This is a genomic window from Vibrio sp. 10N.239.312.C11 (assembly GCF_041466065.1).
Classification (GTDB): Bacteria; Pseudomonadota; Gammaproteobacteria; order Enterobacterales; family Vibrionaceae; genus Vibrio; species Vibrio tasmaniensis_A.
Window position 1 is genome coordinate 1 of record NZ_JBFSRZ010000059.1, and the last position, 15,026, is coordinate 15,026.

Below are 15,026 nucleotides of genomic sequence, written 5' to 3' on the forward strand. Positions count from 1 at the left end.
GTCTATCAGGTAAGTGAGAGGAAAGCCCTCCGCGAAGCGGCTTAGTTCAACAGCTCTTAGACAGAAAAATTCTGCATTTAAATATAGAATTTTTCTATCTAGTTTCATATGTACGGGACTCTACCACGATTAATCACAGTATTTCAGTGACTTAAAACATAGATAAACTCATTGAATGACAAAATGCAGAATATTTCTATATAGTATAATTTTGGCGAAAACCTCACTGAGCTGTATGTAATCACAGTACTCTGCACATACCCAAACACAAAAAAGCCTGCCATTTATGCGAACATTAATGTCAGGCTTTATACGTTAGTTAAGCTTTTGAGTGGCTAGCTTACGCAGCTTCGAATGCGAGGGCCTTCTTCTCTACCTGACGGAAGACCAGCGTTAATACACCATTCACTGCTAGGTAGAATGCGCCAGCAATGCCGAACACTGTGAGTGTGTCGTAGGTTTGGCCGTTGATACGCTGAGCGTAGCCCATCAAATCCATGATGGTGATGGTGCTTGCCAGTGACGTGCCTTTGAAGACTAGAATCACTTCGTTCGAGTAAGCTGGAACGGCGCGACGTAGTGCGTATGGCAGTAACACTTTAAGCGTCGCGATTTTGTCCATGCCTAATGCGCGACATGCTTCCCACTGCCCTGCTGGAATCGCGTTAAATGCACCTCTGAACAGTAGCGTGCTGTATGCCGCGGTGTTCAGTGCGAGTGCTAACATTGCGCAGAACCAAGGTTGGCTAAGCCATGTCCATAGGAAACTTTCACGAATCCAATCGAATTGACCCGGGCCGTAATACACCAAGAAGATCTGAACCAACAATGGTGTGCCGGTAAACAGCGTAATGATGCCACGAGTTAACCAGTGAATCGCCGGTATTCTTAGGATTAGCGTTACCGTCATCAGCAATGACAAGATACAACCAACAAGCAATGAAGCACCTGTGAGTTGAAGACTGGTCACTAAGCCTTCAAGCATTTGAGAGAGGTATTGTTGATTCATGCCATTGCCCCTTTGTTATCCAAACCTTGAATAGAGAACTTACCATCAATCACTTTTACCAATCTTTGTGTGATTAAAGTGATGACCAAATAGATTGCTGCTGCTGTCGCGTACCAAGTGAATGCTTCGTGCGTTGCCGCAGATGTTAATTGCGCTTGTTTCAACAGATCGGTTACGCCAATCAATGAAACCAGTGCAGTGTCTTTCAATAGAACCAGCCATTGGTTGGTTAACCCTGGTAGCGCGTGTCTCACTGCTTGTGGCAATACGACTCTGAAGAAAGCACGAGATTGTGAAATACCAAGCGCACTTGCTGCTTCTCTCTGCCCTTTGCTTACTGCTTTCAACGCACCACGAATAGTTTGCGAAGCGTAAGAAGCAAAAATAAGTGACAGTGCAACAACACCAGATAAGAACGGGCTCACTTCTATGAAGTCGCCAGTGATCATGAACAGAACTTGTGTCGAACCAAAGTAGATAAACAGTACGACCAGAATTTCTGGTAAACCACGAACAATCGTCACAAATGCAGTCGTTGGCCATTTGATTGCAATACGACGAGACATCTCACCACTTGCAAACAAAACTGCTAGAACCAATCCAACCAATAGGCTTACGAACGCAAGCTGAACTGTCATCCAGCTTGCTTCGACGAGCCCTAAAGAGTAACCCGTTAATTCCATAAATTACTTACCGAAGTACTTGTTAAAGATCTTGTCGTATTCGCCGTTCGCTTTCACTGCTGCAAGTGCAACGTTAAGCTGGTCTACAAGTTCTTGGTTGCTCTTGTTTACTGCGATACCAAAGCCGTTACCGAAGTACTCTTGGTTTGTTACTTGGTCGCCAACATACGTTAGGTTGTCTTGCTTTTTGAACCATTCAGCTACTACCGCTGTGTCACCAAATACTGAATCGATACGACCGTTTTTCATGTCGATGAATGCATCTTGGTAGCTTGAGTAAGGTACCGCTGTTACGCCAGCCATTTGCTCAAGTAGGAAGCTCTGGTGAGTTGAACCGTTTTGAACGCCAACACGCTTACCTTCTAGTGCTGCTTGGTCTGCTACTTTGCCTTCAATAGAGATGAATGCTGCAGAGTTGTCGTAGTAAGCGTTAGAGAAGTTTACTTGTTTAAGACGCGCTTCAGTGATGTCCATTGCCGAAATAGCGGCATCGTAACGTTTGAATTTAAGCGCTGGGATTAAGCTATCGAACGCTTGGTTGTGAAAAGTACAAGTCGCTTTCATCTCTTCACAAAGTGCGTTTGCTAGGTCTACGTCAAAACCTTGGATTTGGTTGTTCTCGTCCATGTATTCGAATGGTGCGTAAGTTGCTTCCATTGCGAATTTGATTTCATCTTGTGCCGATGCATTAACAGCCATGCCTGCTGAAGAAAGGCCGATAAGTGAAGCTAGTAGAATCTTTTTCATTTTGTTACTCCGAATCTGTGTGATTTTGACCTGTGGCCATTTTTATAATTTGATTTGTTTTAACTGAATCTATGTTTGACTAAATTGTGTTGTGATTAGCCGAATCAAATAAATTAGCTGAATCTTGGGCTATGTGAATCCAATGCGTTAACTCAGGTTTAATGAGTCACTAATCTAGTGACTTAACTTGGTTTTGATGAGTCACTAATCTAGTGAGTCAAATACTCGGCAAACTCAGGTGTCTGCGGATTAACGAATGAATCGCTGGTGCCGTGTTCAACGATGTACCCTTTTTCTAGATACAGAACGTGGCTAGCAATCTTCTTCGCGAAATCAACTTCGTGTGTCACAACCACTTGAGTAATGCCCGTTCCACTCAACTCTTTAATAATGCTGACAACTTGGTTGGTGATCTCAGGATCAAGCGCCGCTGTTGGTTCATCAAACAACAACACATCCGGTTTCATCATCAGCGCACGTGCAATCGCAACACGCTGTTGTTGACCACCAGACAGTTGAAGTGGCCAAGCGTCAGCTTTGTCGGCAAGTTGAAGTGTCTTTAGTACTTCTTGAGCTTGCTTGATCGCCTCTTGCTTATCCAAACCCGCAACTTTGGTTGGTGCTTCAATCAAGTTTTCCATCACCGTCATGTGTGGCCATAAGTTGTATTGCTGGAACACCATGCCGACTTTACGACGAAGTTTAAGCCCTTGCTTCTCTTGGATCTGACCAGCAAAGTCGAATTGCTCGTTAGCAATATCTAATTCGCCGTTGTCCGCGATTTCTAGCAGGTTCAAAACACGCAGTAGTGAACTCTTGCCAGCGCCGCTTGGGCCAAGCAATACCAAGGTTTCGCCACTCTCACAGTCGAAACTGATGTCGTGAAGAACTTGGGTATCACCGTATGATTTGTTGATGCTCTTTACTTGAATACTCATGCCACAATACTGCATTAATTGTCATTTGCTGGCTATTCTATTCAATCCGAGGTTTTATGCAAGAAAAATGTATAAAAAACTACTTTGTTGAATTTTTGTAACAAATATTGCACAAAAAACAGTCGCTATAACTGGTCTTACAACCAAAATTTGCAAGTCATTGATAAAGCTAATATCGAGATAAAAAGCAAACGTTTTTCTATCAATTTATAAATCATTGCTCGATTGCTAGTTTATGAACGCACTCTCCTATTAACGATAATTTACTTGCATAAAAATTAGGGTTAAATACCCTACTTTCCTGTCGAACTGACTGGATCAGAATGCTTAGTTTTCCTTTAAGGTTGTTTCGAATTATTCACTTCGTGGGGAGGAAATATTGGAAATTGAGTTTCCTAGGGAGCGTCACAGCGCAATAAATGCTTTAATGGGTTCTATTCTCAACAACAAGTACTTCCCAGCGAACAACGCGCAGTACAGGCAATAAGTCATAAACCATTAGCAATAAGTAATAAGCAACAAGCCATCTATTTTTAAAGCGACAACACATTAAGGCAGTCATATGCAAAACGATGTCTCTTCTACGCTCGACTCAAACCAGCGACAGACTCAAAAGAATCCCGATGCCAAACCTGAGAAAAAAAGCCTCAGTATTTTGTTTGAGCTGAGTAAATTCATTCAGCCTTATAAAGGTCGTGTTATTGCTGCGTTGATCGCGTTGATCTTCACGGCGAGCTTAACCCTTTCAGTCGGACACGGTATTCGTCTTCTCATCGACCAAGGCTTCAGCCAACAATCACTCTCAGATTTAGGCAGCGCGATTCAATTCATCATGGTCGTGGTCGTATTGATCTCGATTGGTACTTTCTTCCGCTTCTATTTGGTTTCTTCTGTTGGGGAACGTGTGAGTGCGGACATTCGCTTGTCGGTTTTCAATCATGTCGTGACGCTGCACCCGAGTTACTTCGAAACTAATGGCAGTGGCGACATCATGTCGCGTATCACAACGGATACCACTCTGCTTCAAAGCATCATAGGTTCATCGTTCTCTATGGCGATGCGGAGCGCGTTGATGTGTATTGGTGCGATCATCATGCTATTCGCGACCAATATTAAGCTGACCTTGATTGTATTGGCCTCGGTGCCATTTATCTTGATTCCGATCCTTGTCTATGGGCGTCGTGTAAGAGCTTTATCTCGCCAAAGCCAAGACTCCATGTCTGATGTGGGTTCTTACGCAGGTGAGGCAATTGAGCACATTAAAACGGTGCAAAGCTACAGCCGAGAAGAGCAAGAAAAAGCGTCATTCGCGGTAGAAGTGGAAAAGGCTTATGAGATTGGTCGCCAGCGTGTAAAACAGCGCGCGATTCTTATCTCTGGTGTGATTGTTATCGTGTTCAGCGCAATATCAGGGATGCTGTGGGTTGGTGGTAGTGATGTCATCAACGGCACGATGTCAGCGGGTGACTTAGCGGCGTTTGTCTTCTATGCCATTATGGTCGCTTCGTCATTAGGTACCATTTCTGAAGTGATGGGTGAACTGCAACGCGCGGCAGGTGCGACCGAGCGATTAATCGAAATCCTACAAGTTGAAAGCCATATTGTTGCGCCGGTAGCGAACCCAACATCACTAGATAATGTGACTCCAGAAGTTGCGTTTGATGATGTGACCTTCTGTTACCCATCAAGACCGGATCAACCCGCAACAAGCAACCTCACGCTCACTGCCCATGAAGGCAAAGTGTTGGCACTGGTTGGCCCATCTGGCGCAGGTAAAACTACTCTGTTCGAACTGCTGCAACGTTTCTACGACCCGCAAGTGGGTAAAGTAACCTTAGGCGGTGTTGAGCTGAATCAATTTGACCCAAACGAGCTAAGAAAGCAGATGGCGCTTGTACCGCAGCAACCCGCCCTGTTCAGTAACGATGTGTTCCATAACATCCGATACGGAAACCCAGAAGCAACAGACGAGCAAGTTATCGAAGCGGCGAAAAAAGCGCACGCGCACGAGTTCATTCAGAACTTACCTGAAGGCTATCACAGTTTTCTTGGTGAACGTGGCGTGAGATTGTCTGGCGGTCAGCGTCAGCGTATTGCCATCGCTCGTGCCATCTTAAAAGATCCAAATATTCTCTTATTGGATGAAGCAACCAGTGCGCTAGACAGTGAAAGTGAGCATCATGTTCAACAAGCTTTAGAAGAGTTAATGCGTGGCAGAACTACGATCATTATCGCCCATCGATTATCAACAATTAAACACGCCGACCAGATTGCGGTACTCGATAAAGGGCAGCTAGTAGACATCGGCGACCACCAGTCTCTCATCAATAGCTGCGAATTATACCAACGCTTAGTTGAACTGCAATTCAAACACCTTAATCGCTGAGTTATGGAGCAAATGCGTTCAAGTCATTAAGTAATGAAAGACTAAGTCCCTGACATTGTGTGGTTTCAAGCTTCAAAAACTTAAATCACACGTGTTGCAGTTTTGTTAATTTAACGGTAGGGTTTTTATTCCAATAACAACTTATCCCGATGAAGGATAAGCAGATAACGTTAATTACCCAGATAACACTAACTACACAGATAACAATAAGAGAGTTCGCATGGAAGCACTATTATCTGACTACCCGGTAGTAACAGAAATCCCTGTCGCTTGGGGAGAAATGGACGCGCTTAATCACGTTAACAACGCCGTATATTTTCGTTATTTCGAAACTGCTCGCTTAGATTTTTTCAAGCATGTCGAGCTGATGGAAGAGATGGCGATTACCAAAGTTGGCCCTGTTCTTGGCGACACTTATTGTAAATATTTCAGACCAGTCACGTATCCAGACACGCTGATGATTGGTTCTCGTGTTACAGACATTCAAGACGACCGCTTCACCATGGAATACGGGATCGTCAGTAAGGCTCAACAGAAGCTGACGACAATCGGCACTGCGACCATCGTTATGTTCGATTTTGCTTCAAACCAAAAAGCGTTGCTTTCACTGCGTTTAACCAATGAAATCGAGAAGATGAACACGTTAAAGAGCCCATGCTTCAAACAGGAAGCTGTGACGGAATAACGTATTCGCTGATTCAGAATACTCAGATACAGAAAGGCCACTCGATTGAGTGGCCTCTTGTTTATTGGTTCAGAGTGATTATAAGCGGTTAAGCCTTATAGACCTTTAGTGTTATAAGCCTTGAACCCTATAGACCTTGCACGTATTGAGCGTTAGTTCGAACTTCAACCATCTGCTCTAGGTTCTGTTGTGAACCATCAACGCCGTCAATCAAACCTTGGAAGTGTTTGATAAGCTCTACTTTGTCTTGTACTTCTTTCGAACCCGCGCCGATGTTGGTTAGGTCGATGAAGAACTCGTCAAACAGACCTGAGAAATCCGTTACAGCGTCATGGTTTAAGAACTGCTCGTGGTTGTAAATGCTTGGGTAGCCACCCTTCTGTTTATCAACCGCGAAAGAGATGCCTTTCACGTTGGTAATCGTGGTCGCTTTCTCACACTTCAACATACAACCGGCTTCGATGCTTGGCTTGTTACAACCCACGGTTCTTTGGAAGAAACACTGGCGGCTGGTCATCATCAAGATTGGGTGGTAGATGCTGTAGAACAGTTTGAAGTTCTCTGGACGGCGAATATGACGAATCTGACCTTTGTTGATCTCGTTCGAAATGAAAGCACCAGCACAGTTCAGCTCTTCTTTCAGCGTAACCAGTGCGTGAGAGTTTGTGGTGTTCATGAACGGGCCTGCAACCCACTCAATTCCCATCTCGTAAGCTTTGTAAGCAATACCCGTGTTGTTGGTCACGATGCGAGCTGGCTTGATCTCTTCAAGAATACGAACCGCTTCGTCGTAATCTTTACCGATCAATACTGCTGGGAACCAAGGAATCAAACGTGGGTTTGCTGCCAAGATGTCGATGTACTTGTTACAACGCTTCTTGAAGCTTTCAGGCAGTTTGAAGTAAACATCCGCGTCAGTTACGTCACACAGGTGCAAGTCTTCCACATCAGCGATAAGCATCGACATGGTTGGCTTCTCGTTAACCTTTGGTTGCTGAGGCAGTGCTGGCACTTCAACGTGCTTAATCACTTTCACAGAACCGTTTAAGATGAAATCGATTTCGTCTTTTAAGACCGACACTTCTTTCAAAGGAAGAATCAGACCTTCATCTAAGTTGTCGTAGTTACAGTTTTCAAGCGTATGAACCGCACTCTTCACTGATTTGAAACGCTTCTCAAGTAACGCCTGAGTAATCGCAGTCTCTTTAGCTGTTGCCAATAATGATTGAGACTGAACCGTAAAGTTTTCTTTTGGTGTGTTCACTGTCACCGTAAATGGTTGACCCACCTTAGCGCTAAACGACAATGACACCGGTGTTTTACGAATATCAAGGAACTCGATCTTGTCGCGCATTTCGCTACCTAGCGCATTCTTAGCTTCATAAAGATCGCTAGTTACTTCTTGAATTTGCACAACAGAGATTTCATTGTTCTCTTTCGTCGCTTTATCAACGGCGTAGTTCATGCTGTTGTCACGAGGATTATCAATGAACATGTCTTTCGTTAGGTTGCCCTTGAGGAAAGAGTTGGTGAAATCACGGTTGAATACTTTGTGTAGGTTCGAATCGTCTTCGATCAACAAACCACTTTCTACAAAGCTATCAATCTGTTTGCGCCAAGTGTCTACCACAGTGTATACGTAGTGTGCGCCTTTAATACGGCCTTCTACTTTCAACGAGTCAACTTTCGCGTCAACCAGTTCAGGTAGGTCGTAGTAAGCGGAGTTATCTTTCAAGTTCAGTGGGAACTTGTTGCCTGCGTTGGTTATTTCGTATTCATCACGACACGCTTGGCTACAACGCCCACGGTTACCTGAGTTACCCACACTTACTGAGCTTGAGTAACATTGACCAGAGAATGCGATACACAAAGCGCCATGTACAAACACTTCAGTTAGAACATCGTGATCGTGTGCCACTTCCGTCAGCATTTTGATTTCTGGTAGGTTCAATTCACGAGACAAGTTTACGCGCGTCGCGCCAATCTTAGACAAGAACTTAATCTGGCCTTCGTTGTGCGTCGTTAACTGAGTCGATGCGTGAACATCTAACGATGGGAAATGCTTTTTCACCAAATCAAACAAACCAAGATCTTGAACGATGATGCCGTCTAGTTTGGTGTTCACCAGTTGGTTCAGCAATTTAGTGATAGTCTTAATTTCATGCTCCAGCAGCACAACGTTAAGAGTCAGAAACACTTCACAACCATATTCATGAGCAAGGCGAATCACACCATTCAACTCATCTAACGAAAGGTTAGAGGCTCTGTTACGAGCGTTGAAGGTGTCTAAACCACAATAAACCGCATTGGCACCGGCCACGATAGCGGCTTTAATCGCCTCGACATCGCCACCTGGGGCTAATAACTCAATCTTTCTGCTCATTTTTGAAGTCGCTCACTTACTTATAATTTTTAAGGCGCGTATTCTACCTACAACACGAACTCTTTACCACCTAACAACACTTTCCAAACTAAATGACCTCAATAATGCCAAACGAATTCGATTTACCTATTCTTTATTCTTTAAGACGCTGCCCTTACGCTATGCGAGGAAGAATGGGCATCGCACTATCACAGCAGAAAGTGTTACTTCGAGAAATTGTCACCAAAGATAAGCCTAGCGAACTATTGGCCAGTTCTCCAAAAGGCACTGTTCCAGTATTGGTATTGCCAGATGGTCAAATCATCGAACAGAGCTTAGATGTGATGAATTGGGCGCTTCAACAAAACGATCCTCAAGATCTTCTGCGCTTAAGCAATCCAATACTTAGCGAGCAAGTCCAACAACTTATCAAAACCAACGATGAAGAATTCATTGGTCACTTAGAGAAATACCGCGCTTCAGTGCGTTACCGAAACATCGATAGTGAACAACGCAGACAAGCCTGTGACGGATTCATCAGCAAGTTAGAGGCATTACTCACCAATCAGCCTTGTTTCTTTGGAGAAACGCCAAGCCTCGCCGACTTTGCTGTGATGCCGTTTGTTAGCCAGTTCGTAAGAGTCGAGAAGAAGTGGTTTGTGCAATCTGAATATCAGCACGTAGGACGTTGGTTAAGAGCGCACCTCGACAGTAAGCTCTACACCCAAGTCATGAAGCAATACCCTTTGTGGAATGAAACCAAGCAAGATTGTGTTTTTGGGTAGCATTAAGTCGCTATGAATTGCTGGAGATAACTCCATATTGCTGAAGATTGCCGAAGATGACTGAAAATAGTTCTAAATATGCATAGACAGCTCTCTATTGTTATGAAAATCGTGACACTGAATCACAAGCGATGCTATTGATGGCATATTAGATATCAACGAAAATCGCATTTCACTCAATCACAACGTTAGTTTGAAATGCGCTATGCCAAAAAACAAAGTAAACACATTCAACACACCTAGCCCCGATTTTAAAGGGTTCGCGAAAGTTTCACTGTTAGTGGTCTTCTCGCTTGCCCTTTCAGGCTGTAGCGCGAAAAACAAAGCAACCAACACAAGCCCATCTGCTGCGCAGCAGAATCAAACCTACACGGCGAAAAGCTTCAATAAACCCAATAGCAAAGTTACGTTGATCCTCTCTTTTTCTGGGGGCGGCACGCGTGCGGCGGCGCTCTCATATGGTGTGCTGCAAGCATTGCGCGACACCAACATCCAAGTAAATGGTGAAACGGTCAATCTGTTAGAAGAAGTTGATATGATCAGTTCGGTATCCGGTGGCAGCTTTACCGCCGCGTATTATGGTTTGTATGGTGACCAGATATTCGAAGATTATGAAGAAACGTTCCTTTATCACGAAGTCTCAAAAGATCTGTTCTCCATCCTTTTATCTCCGACTTATTGGTTCTCGTACGCCACCAGAACAGACAAAGCCACCGACTATTACAAAGCCAACATCTTCGGTGAAAGTACATTTGCCGACATGCACCGAGAAGATGCACCCTACATTGTTATTAACGCGACCGACATTTCAACGGGTTCGCGTTTTTCATTCACACAAGAGTATTTTGACCTCATTTGTTCAGACTTGAACAGTTATTCAGTGTCCAGTTCGGTGACGGCTTCTTCTGCCGTGCCTTTCGTTTTCACACCTGTGGTACTAGAAAACAAAAATGACTGTGATAAATCAGAGCATTTACAACCCTCGTTTGAGGCTACAAGTTATCGCAATAGAAATCTCATCAAATCGCTAGAGTCCTATAGCAATAAGGATGATGTGAGTTATCTCCACCTTGTGGATGGCGGGATTACTGACAACCTCGGTTTACTGTCGGTGTATGAGATGTCTGAATATTTGCGCTACAACGACAACGAAGATCTGAAAAACTTGTACGACAACCAGCACGCGCGTCCTATTGTCATCATTTCGGTTGATGCATCGACGAACCCAGAATCTGGCATTGGAGAGTCAATTGAAGCGCCTTCCATGAAACAAACGGTGGATGTCATCACCGATATACAGTTGCATCGCTATAACGACACAACAAAAGATTTGATCGTCGACGAGTTGCAATCTTGGCAAGAACTGGCCTCTCATCAAGGTCGTAAGGTTTCACCCTACTTCATTGAGATCAGCTTGAATAAATCAGACAACAGTGCAAAGCGATACTTACTCAATCAAATTCCCACGGACTTTATGATAGACAAAGAAAACGTCGACCTATTGATTGAAGAAGGTAACAAACAACTTGTTGCCGATCCGGAATTCCGAAACTTCTTATCATTTGAACGCAACAAATAATGCTAATCTAGTTGCTTATTAAAGCGCAATTTGGCAACTAAAGTTACGTCATAACTTCACCTTTACAAGGATCACTATGGAATTTGAAAACAACATCTTACATCTCGGGTCATTCTTTGCAGTGACCATGGGGATCGTGGTTCTATTTGTCGGACGAAGGCTGAATCAAGTCATCGGTTTTTTGAAAGAGTTCAGTATCCCTGAACCTGTCTCTGGTGGGATTTTGGCATCGCTTCTGTTCGCGGTTTTATACGCGACGACCTCAATCGAAGTGCAATTTGATCTATTTGCCCGCGATGTATTATTGGTCTACTTCTTTACCACGATTGGGATTAACTCAAGTTTGAAAGACCTGTTCAAAGGCGGAAAGCCCTTGGTGATTTTGCTATCAATCACTATCTTCTTCATGATTATGCAGAACATCGTCGGTATTTCTGTCGCATCAATGTTTGGCCTAGAGCCTGTCTTTGGCCTACTCAGCGGAAGTATTTCACTGATTGGCGGGCATGGTACCGCGATTGCTTGGGCACCCAAGGTTGCAGAAGAGTTCGGCCTAGAAAGCGCAATGGAAATTGGTATCGCCAGTGCAACATTTGGGTTGATTTTAGCCAGCCTGATGGGTGGCCCTATTGCAAAGTTTCTCATTAAGCGTCACAACCTCAAACCTGTCGACGGGCAATCAAACTCAATCGATTCAAATGCAAAAAAACAACACCAAGCTCTTACATCATTTCAATTTTTAGACGCCGTGTTAGCGATTCATATTTGTGTCATTGTCGGCGCGTTGCTTAATGAATTGATCAGTCAAACAGGATTACAACTTCCACTGTTCGTATCGTGTTTGTTTGCGGGTATCGTGATCACCAACGTAATGCCAGACTCCTACCCAAGAATCTCGGGCGCAAAATGGCCGACACGCTCGCCCGCTATCGACTTAATTGCTGAAATCTCCCTGGGTACATTTTTGGCGATGTCACTAATGAGCATGCAACTTTGGACGCTCATTGATTTGGCGGGTCCTATCTTCGCGATATTGGCAATGCAGCTGCTACTCGCGGTGATAATCAATATCTTCATCGTGTTCCCATCAATGGGTAAAACCTATGATGCGGCTGTTGTATGTGCTGGGTTCGGAGGGATTTCGTTAGGTTCAACACCGACAGCCATGGCAAACATGTCGGCAGTAAGTCAGAAGTATGGGCATTCAGCACAAGCCTTCATCATCGTGCCATTGGTATGCGCGTTCTTCATTGATTTAGCGAACGCCCTGATTATTCCTTACTTCATGAGAATGATGTAGCTGACCTCTGTTAATACGATATTCCACAATTTGTTCGGTGTACCGCAATTTATTTAGGCGGTGTACCCCAATAAAAAGAGCCGCTCGTACAGAGCGGCTCTTTTGCTAATGACTAAATTTGCACTATCACTAACGACAATCCAAAGCTTATTGAATCGCTATCGAAATCTCGACTTCAGTTTCGCCTTTGTAAAATTCAAAGTCTGTCGTGTAAGTTCGGACATGTGGGCAACCCGCTGCGTTGAAGTACGCCCACACTTCGCCCCATAAATCGATGACCGCTTGAGGAAGTTCTCCTTTAGCTGAAAACGTTAGGTACTTACCTGCTTCAATTTCGGTTTCAACTAGCGCATCTAAATTGTTATCGGTGAGTGCGCTAGTACAAGCGACGACATCAAATTCACCCGTAAAGTCAGACTCGTAATTGGTGTAGACACCATACACTTTTGAATCCGGCGTTAATTTTGGAAACGCTTGGTCAAAAAAGCCCTGCCACAATTGCCCTATCTTGGCTTTGGCCGGGTCAATCTCATCGGTATTAGTGGTTCTTACTGAAAAACCATACGCCTTTACGGCTTCAATCGTTTCTACTTTCATTCGTTTTATTCCTAAGCCAATCGACGCTTTAACTGTATTGAATCTAATGTTTTGTAAAATAACACGACTAATCTTGTATCTCTTTATGCCCACATTTTTCGCAGACAAGGTGACGAGAAAACTCATCCATTGACGCGATAAACGGGCCAAGGAACCAACCTTTTATCATGCCTGCCCAAAACTCGCTTCGCTTTTGGTTAGGTTTGTCTGCAAACGCACTCGTCTTTCTGACCAACACAACAACATGTTGTGTGTCTTCTCTGCATGCGGTGCAATAGCATTGTTCTATGGTGTTATTCATTTGAAAGCCTATGACGTTTTGAATGAAATTTGCTGAAAATGAGGATTGTCGACACAGACTTCTAGTGTGGAAAGATCAGTGAGTACGACAAGTTGTTCTACACCTTGAATACTGACCTTAATGCACTCTTCACGGCTATCATTGCGTTGAGTATCTAATCCGACACATTCAATCTGCTCGCCAGACTTCAGCGTCAATTTGATTGGGTATCGGTGCATACACACAATCTCAATATAATCGTAATCGTTGCAACTAATCATAATACCCCTCCAATTCATCCACCACGCTAATGCGACACGCCATACTATGCAATATGCATATAATCAATCATTTACACAAGTCACATTGATGTTCGTCCGAAACTAAACTTGCTTCTAATCCTATTTCTAAACGTGCTTCTAAACCTACTTCTAAACTTAGCTTAATCTCGCTTTATCCATTCACGTTTCTTCTACTCACACCTGCTTATTCTTTCATTGTTAAATAATAATCGAGAACAAAACAATGAAAACCATGAACCATTTACACGTGTTAGCTTTATTAGGTTTAGTCGCTTCAATGATGACGTTTAATGTTAGTGCGGCCACTGAAGTCGATGCGAGCCAATTCGCCAATGGCAAAGCCAAATACACGCAGCTTTGTCAGGTGTGCCATGGGGACAAAGGACACGGTGATGGCCCCACTGCCGCTTCATTGCCACACAAGCCCGCCAATATCGCTAATAAACTAGGCGGCTTTTTTACCAGCCCAAGCTCTTTGGCGGATGACGTTTTAGAGGGCGATGTAGAACAAGGCATGCCAGCGTGGCAAGGTGTGATCACAAAGCAAGATGCGTTAGATATCTTGTGGTATGTAGATTCAATTCAGTAAGTTTTCGCTTGTGTGAGCATTCTTGTATAAACCCCATGAGTGGCTACATTGTCACGCGTGGCTATATCGGGGACTGCGATTACTTGATCGCTTTCCAATAATGATAAAGCCCGTTGATATCTGAAGAGCACATCAACGACATCGCGCCTTTGATCTGTTCTTCGCTCCACTCCCACCATTTCATTTCTAACAACTGAGCAATCTCAGTGTCATCGAATCGATAACGGATATGGCGAGCAGGGTTTGAACCGACAATCGAGTATGGCGCTACATCTTTGGTCACAACCGCTCTACTCGCGATAATCGCCCCGTCACCAACCTTAACACCACTCATGATCATCGCTTCTGTGCCAATCCACACATCGTTACCAATCATGGTATCACCAGAGCGTTCAAAGCCGTCTATCGCATCTTCAAACTTCTCGTCGTCTTGGTAGAAAAACGGGAAGGTACTCACCCACTGATTTTGGTGGCCTTGGTTTCCCGCCATCATAAATACGGCACCTGAACCAATCGAGCAATAACTGCCGATGATCAACTTGTCGATGTCTGTTCTATCAGGCAGCAGATAACGCGCACAGTCATCAAAGCTGTGGTTATGGTAGTAACCCGAGTAATAGCTGTGCTCACCCACGATGATGTTTGGGTTGGTCACTTGTTCTTTCAGTGACTTTCCGACAAACGGACTTTCAAAATAGTTTTTCATGTTTGTACTCTTAGTTTCGTTCTTTTAGTTAGGTACTTGTGTTGCGTGTTGATGGTATTAACTTGTTTATCTTAGTGC

General features: G+C 44.0%; 15 protein-coding genes. 6 read left to right on the forward strand and 9 right to left on the reverse strand.

Translation table 11 applies throughout. The annotated features are described in order from the left end of the window. Positions 1-340: 340 nt before the first annotated feature. From artM to artP, 4 genes are all read right to left on the reverse strand, one after another. Entirely contained in the window at positions 341-1,009 is a 669-nt protein-coding gene (gene artM / locus AB6D07_RS19455) for an arginine ABC transporter permease ArtM (protein ID WP_017104323.1), read from the reverse strand. Then, positions 1,006-1,692, reverse strand: coding sequence for an arginine ABC transporter permease ArtQ (gene artQ / locus AB6D07_RS19460; RefSeq protein WP_017104324.1), 687 nt, complete (start codon positions 1,690-1,692; stop codon positions 1,006-1,008). Before artQ ends, artM begins: the two co-directional genes overlap by 4 nt. A 3-nt stretch (positions 1,693-1,695) precedes the next feature. Continuing rightward, positions 1,696-2,439 (reverse strand): lysine/arginine/ornithine ABC transporter substrate-binding protein, encoded by a 744-nt coding sequence (locus AB6D07_RS19465; protein WP_009846802.1) that lies wholly within the window; start codon positions 2,437-2,439, stop codon positions 1,696-1,698. Positions 2,440-2,648: 209 nt separating this feature from the next. Further along, positions 2,649-3,377 (reverse strand): arginine ABC transporter ATP-binding protein ArtP, encoded by a 729-nt coding sequence (gene artP / locus AB6D07_RS19470; RefSeq protein WP_004733840.1) that lies wholly within the window; start codon positions 3,375-3,377, stop codon positions 2,649-2,651. Positions 3,378-3,939: 562 nt separating this feature from the next. On the opposite strand from artP, the gene AB6D07_RS19475 reads away from it, so the two are divergent. Both AB6D07_RS19475 and AB6D07_RS19480 read left to right on the forward strand, forming a co-directional pair. Then, on the forward strand, positions 3,940-5,763 hold the full coding sequence (locus AB6D07_RS19475; protein ID WP_017104325.1) for an ABC transporter ATP-binding protein/permease: 1,824 nt from the start codon (positions 3,940-3,942) through the stop codon (positions 5,761-5,763). A gap of 220 nt (positions 5,764-5,983) precedes the next feature. Further along, on the forward strand, positions 5,984-6,448 hold the full coding sequence (locus tag AB6D07_RS19480; RefSeq protein WP_017104326.1) for a thioesterase family protein: 465 nt from the start codon (positions 5,984-5,986) through the stop codon (positions 6,446-6,448). 127 nt (positions 6,449-6,575) lie between these two features. Here AB6D07_RS19480 and AB6D07_RS19485 read toward each other — a convergent pair whose 3' ends face one another. After that, positions 6,576-8,831 (reverse strand): peptidase U32 family protein, encoded by a 2,256-nt coding sequence (locus tag AB6D07_RS19485; RefSeq protein ID WP_017104327.1) that lies wholly within the window; start codon positions 8,829-8,831, stop codon positions 6,576-6,578. 104 nt (positions 8,832-8,935) lie between these two features. On the opposite strand from AB6D07_RS19485, the gene AB6D07_RS19490 reads away from it, so the two are divergent. The 3 genes from AB6D07_RS19490 to gltS all read left to right on the forward strand — a co-directional run bounded on the left by AB6D07_RS19490 (position 8,936) and on the right by gltS (position 12,474). Next, complete coding sequence (locus AB6D07_RS19490) at positions 8,936-9,595, forward strand: glutathione S-transferase (protein ID WP_017104328.1); 660 nt, start codon at positions 8,936-8,938, stop codon at positions 9,593-9,595. Between the two features lie 205 nt (positions 9,596-9,800). Beyond that, positions 9,801-11,174 carry a patatin-like phospholipase family protein gene (locus AB6D07_RS19495; RefSeq protein WP_017104329.1) on the forward strand — a complete coding sequence of 458 codons (1,374 nt, stop codon included), beginning with the start codon at positions 9,801-9,803 and terminating at the stop codon, positions 11,172-11,174. Between the two features lie 76 nt (positions 11,175-11,250). Then, the gene (gene gltS, locus AB6D07_RS19500) at positions 11,251-12,474 is read left to right on the forward strand and encodes a sodium/glutamate symporter (RefSeq protein WP_017104330.1); all 1,224 of its coding nucleotides are present in this window, start codon (positions 11,251-11,253) and stop codon (positions 12,472-12,474) included. Positions 12,475-12,621: 147 nt separating this feature from the next. On the opposite strand, the gene AB6D07_RS19505 is transcribed toward gltS, so the two are convergent. From AB6D07_RS19505 to AB6D07_RS19515, 3 genes are all read right to left on the reverse strand, one after another. After that, entirely contained in the window at positions 12,622-13,071 is a 450-nt protein-coding gene (locus AB6D07_RS19505; protein ID WP_029223181.1) for a GyrI-like domain-containing protein, read from the reverse strand. A gap of 67 nt (positions 13,072-13,138) precedes the next feature. Further along, the gene (locus tag AB6D07_RS19510) at positions 13,139-13,372 is read right to left on the reverse strand and encodes a hypothetical protein (protein WP_004733848.1); all 234 of its coding nucleotides are present in this window, start codon (positions 13,370-13,372) and stop codon (positions 13,139-13,141) included. 8 nt (positions 13,373-13,380) lie between these two features. Further along, positions 13,381-13,632 carry a Rho-binding antiterminator gene (locus tag AB6D07_RS19515; RefSeq protein WP_004733849.1) on the reverse strand — a complete coding sequence of 84 codons (252 nt, stop codon included), beginning with the start codon at positions 13,630-13,632 and terminating at the stop codon, positions 13,381-13,383. A 244-nt stretch (positions 13,633-13,876) separates the two neighbouring features. Between AB6D07_RS19515 and AB6D07_RS19520 the strand changes: the two genes are divergently transcribed. Beyond that, the gene (locus tag AB6D07_RS19520; protein WP_017104332.1) at positions 13,877-14,242 is read left to right on the forward strand and encodes a cytochrome c; all 366 of its coding nucleotides are present in this window, start codon (positions 13,877-13,879) and stop codon (positions 14,240-14,242) included. 79 nt (positions 14,243-14,321) lie between these two features. Here the strand turns inward: AB6D07_RS19520 and catB are convergent, their stop codons facing one another. Beyond that, a complete protein-coding gene (gene catB / locus AB6D07_RS19525; protein ID WP_017104333.1) occupies positions 14,322-14,948 on the reverse strand; it encodes a type B chloramphenicol O-acetyltransferase in 627 nt (208 codons plus the stop codon). Positions 14,949-15,026: the final 78 nt, after the last annotated feature.

What these genes read in the sequence shown, in the direction of transcription:
- artM (WP_017104323.1), bottom strand. Translation starts at nt 1,009, where the DNA reads ATGAATCAACAATACCTCTCTCAAATGCTTGAAGGCTTAGTGACCAGT.
- artQ (WP_017104324.1), bottom strand. Translation starts at nt 1,692, where the DNA reads ATGGAATTAACGGGTTACTCTTTAGGGCTCGTCGAAGCAAGCTGGATG.
- AB6D07_RS19465 (WP_009846802.1), bottom strand. Translation starts at nt 2,439, where the DNA reads ATGAAAAAGATTCTACTAGCTTCACTTATCGGCCTTTCTTCAGCAGGC.
- artP (WP_004733840.1), bottom strand. Translation starts at nt 3,377, where the DNA reads ATGAGTATTCAAGTAAAGAGCATCAACAAATCATACGGTGATACCCAA.
- AB6D07_RS19475 (WP_017104325.1), top strand. Translation starts at nt 3,940, where the DNA reads ATGCAAAACGATGTCTCTTCTACGCTCGACTCAAACCAGCGACAGACT.
- AB6D07_RS19480 (WP_017104326.1), top strand. Translation starts at nt 5,984, where the DNA reads ATGGAAGCACTATTATCTGACTACCCGGTAGTAACAGAAATCCCTGTC.
- AB6D07_RS19485 (WP_017104327.1), bottom strand. Translation starts at nt 8,831, where the DNA reads ATGAGCAGAAAGATTGAGTTATTAGCCCCAGGTGGCGATGTCGAGGCG.
- AB6D07_RS19490 (WP_017104328.1), top strand. Translation starts at nt 8,936, where the DNA reads ATGCCAAACGAATTCGATTTACCTATTCTTTATTCTTTAAGACGCTGC.
- AB6D07_RS19495 (WP_017104329.1), top strand. Translation starts at nt 9,801, where the DNA reads ATGCCAAAAAACAAAGTAAACACATTCAACACACCTAGCCCCGATTTT.
- gltS (WP_017104330.1), top strand. Translation starts at nt 11,251, where the DNA reads ATGGAATTTGAAAACAACATCTTACATCTCGGGTCATTCTTTGCAGTG.
- AB6D07_RS19505 (WP_029223181.1), bottom strand. Translation starts at nt 13,071, where the DNA reads ATGAAAGTAGAAACGATTGAAGCCGTAAAGGCGTATGGTTTTTCAGTA.
- AB6D07_RS19510 (WP_004733848.1), bottom strand. Translation starts at nt 13,372, where the DNA reads ATGAATAACACCATAGAACAATGCTATTGCACCGCATGCAGAGAAGAC.
- AB6D07_RS19515 (WP_004733849.1), bottom strand. Translation starts at nt 13,632, where the DNA reads ATGATTAGTTGCAACGATTACGATTATATTGAGATTGTGTGTATGCAC.
- AB6D07_RS19520 (WP_017104332.1), top strand. Translation starts at nt 13,877, where the DNA reads ATGAAAACCATGAACCATTTACACGTGTTAGCTTTATTAGGTTTAGTC.
- catB (WP_017104333.1), bottom strand. Translation starts at nt 14,948, where the DNA reads ATGAAAAACTATTTTGAAAGTCCGTTTGTCGGAAAGTCACTGAAAGAA.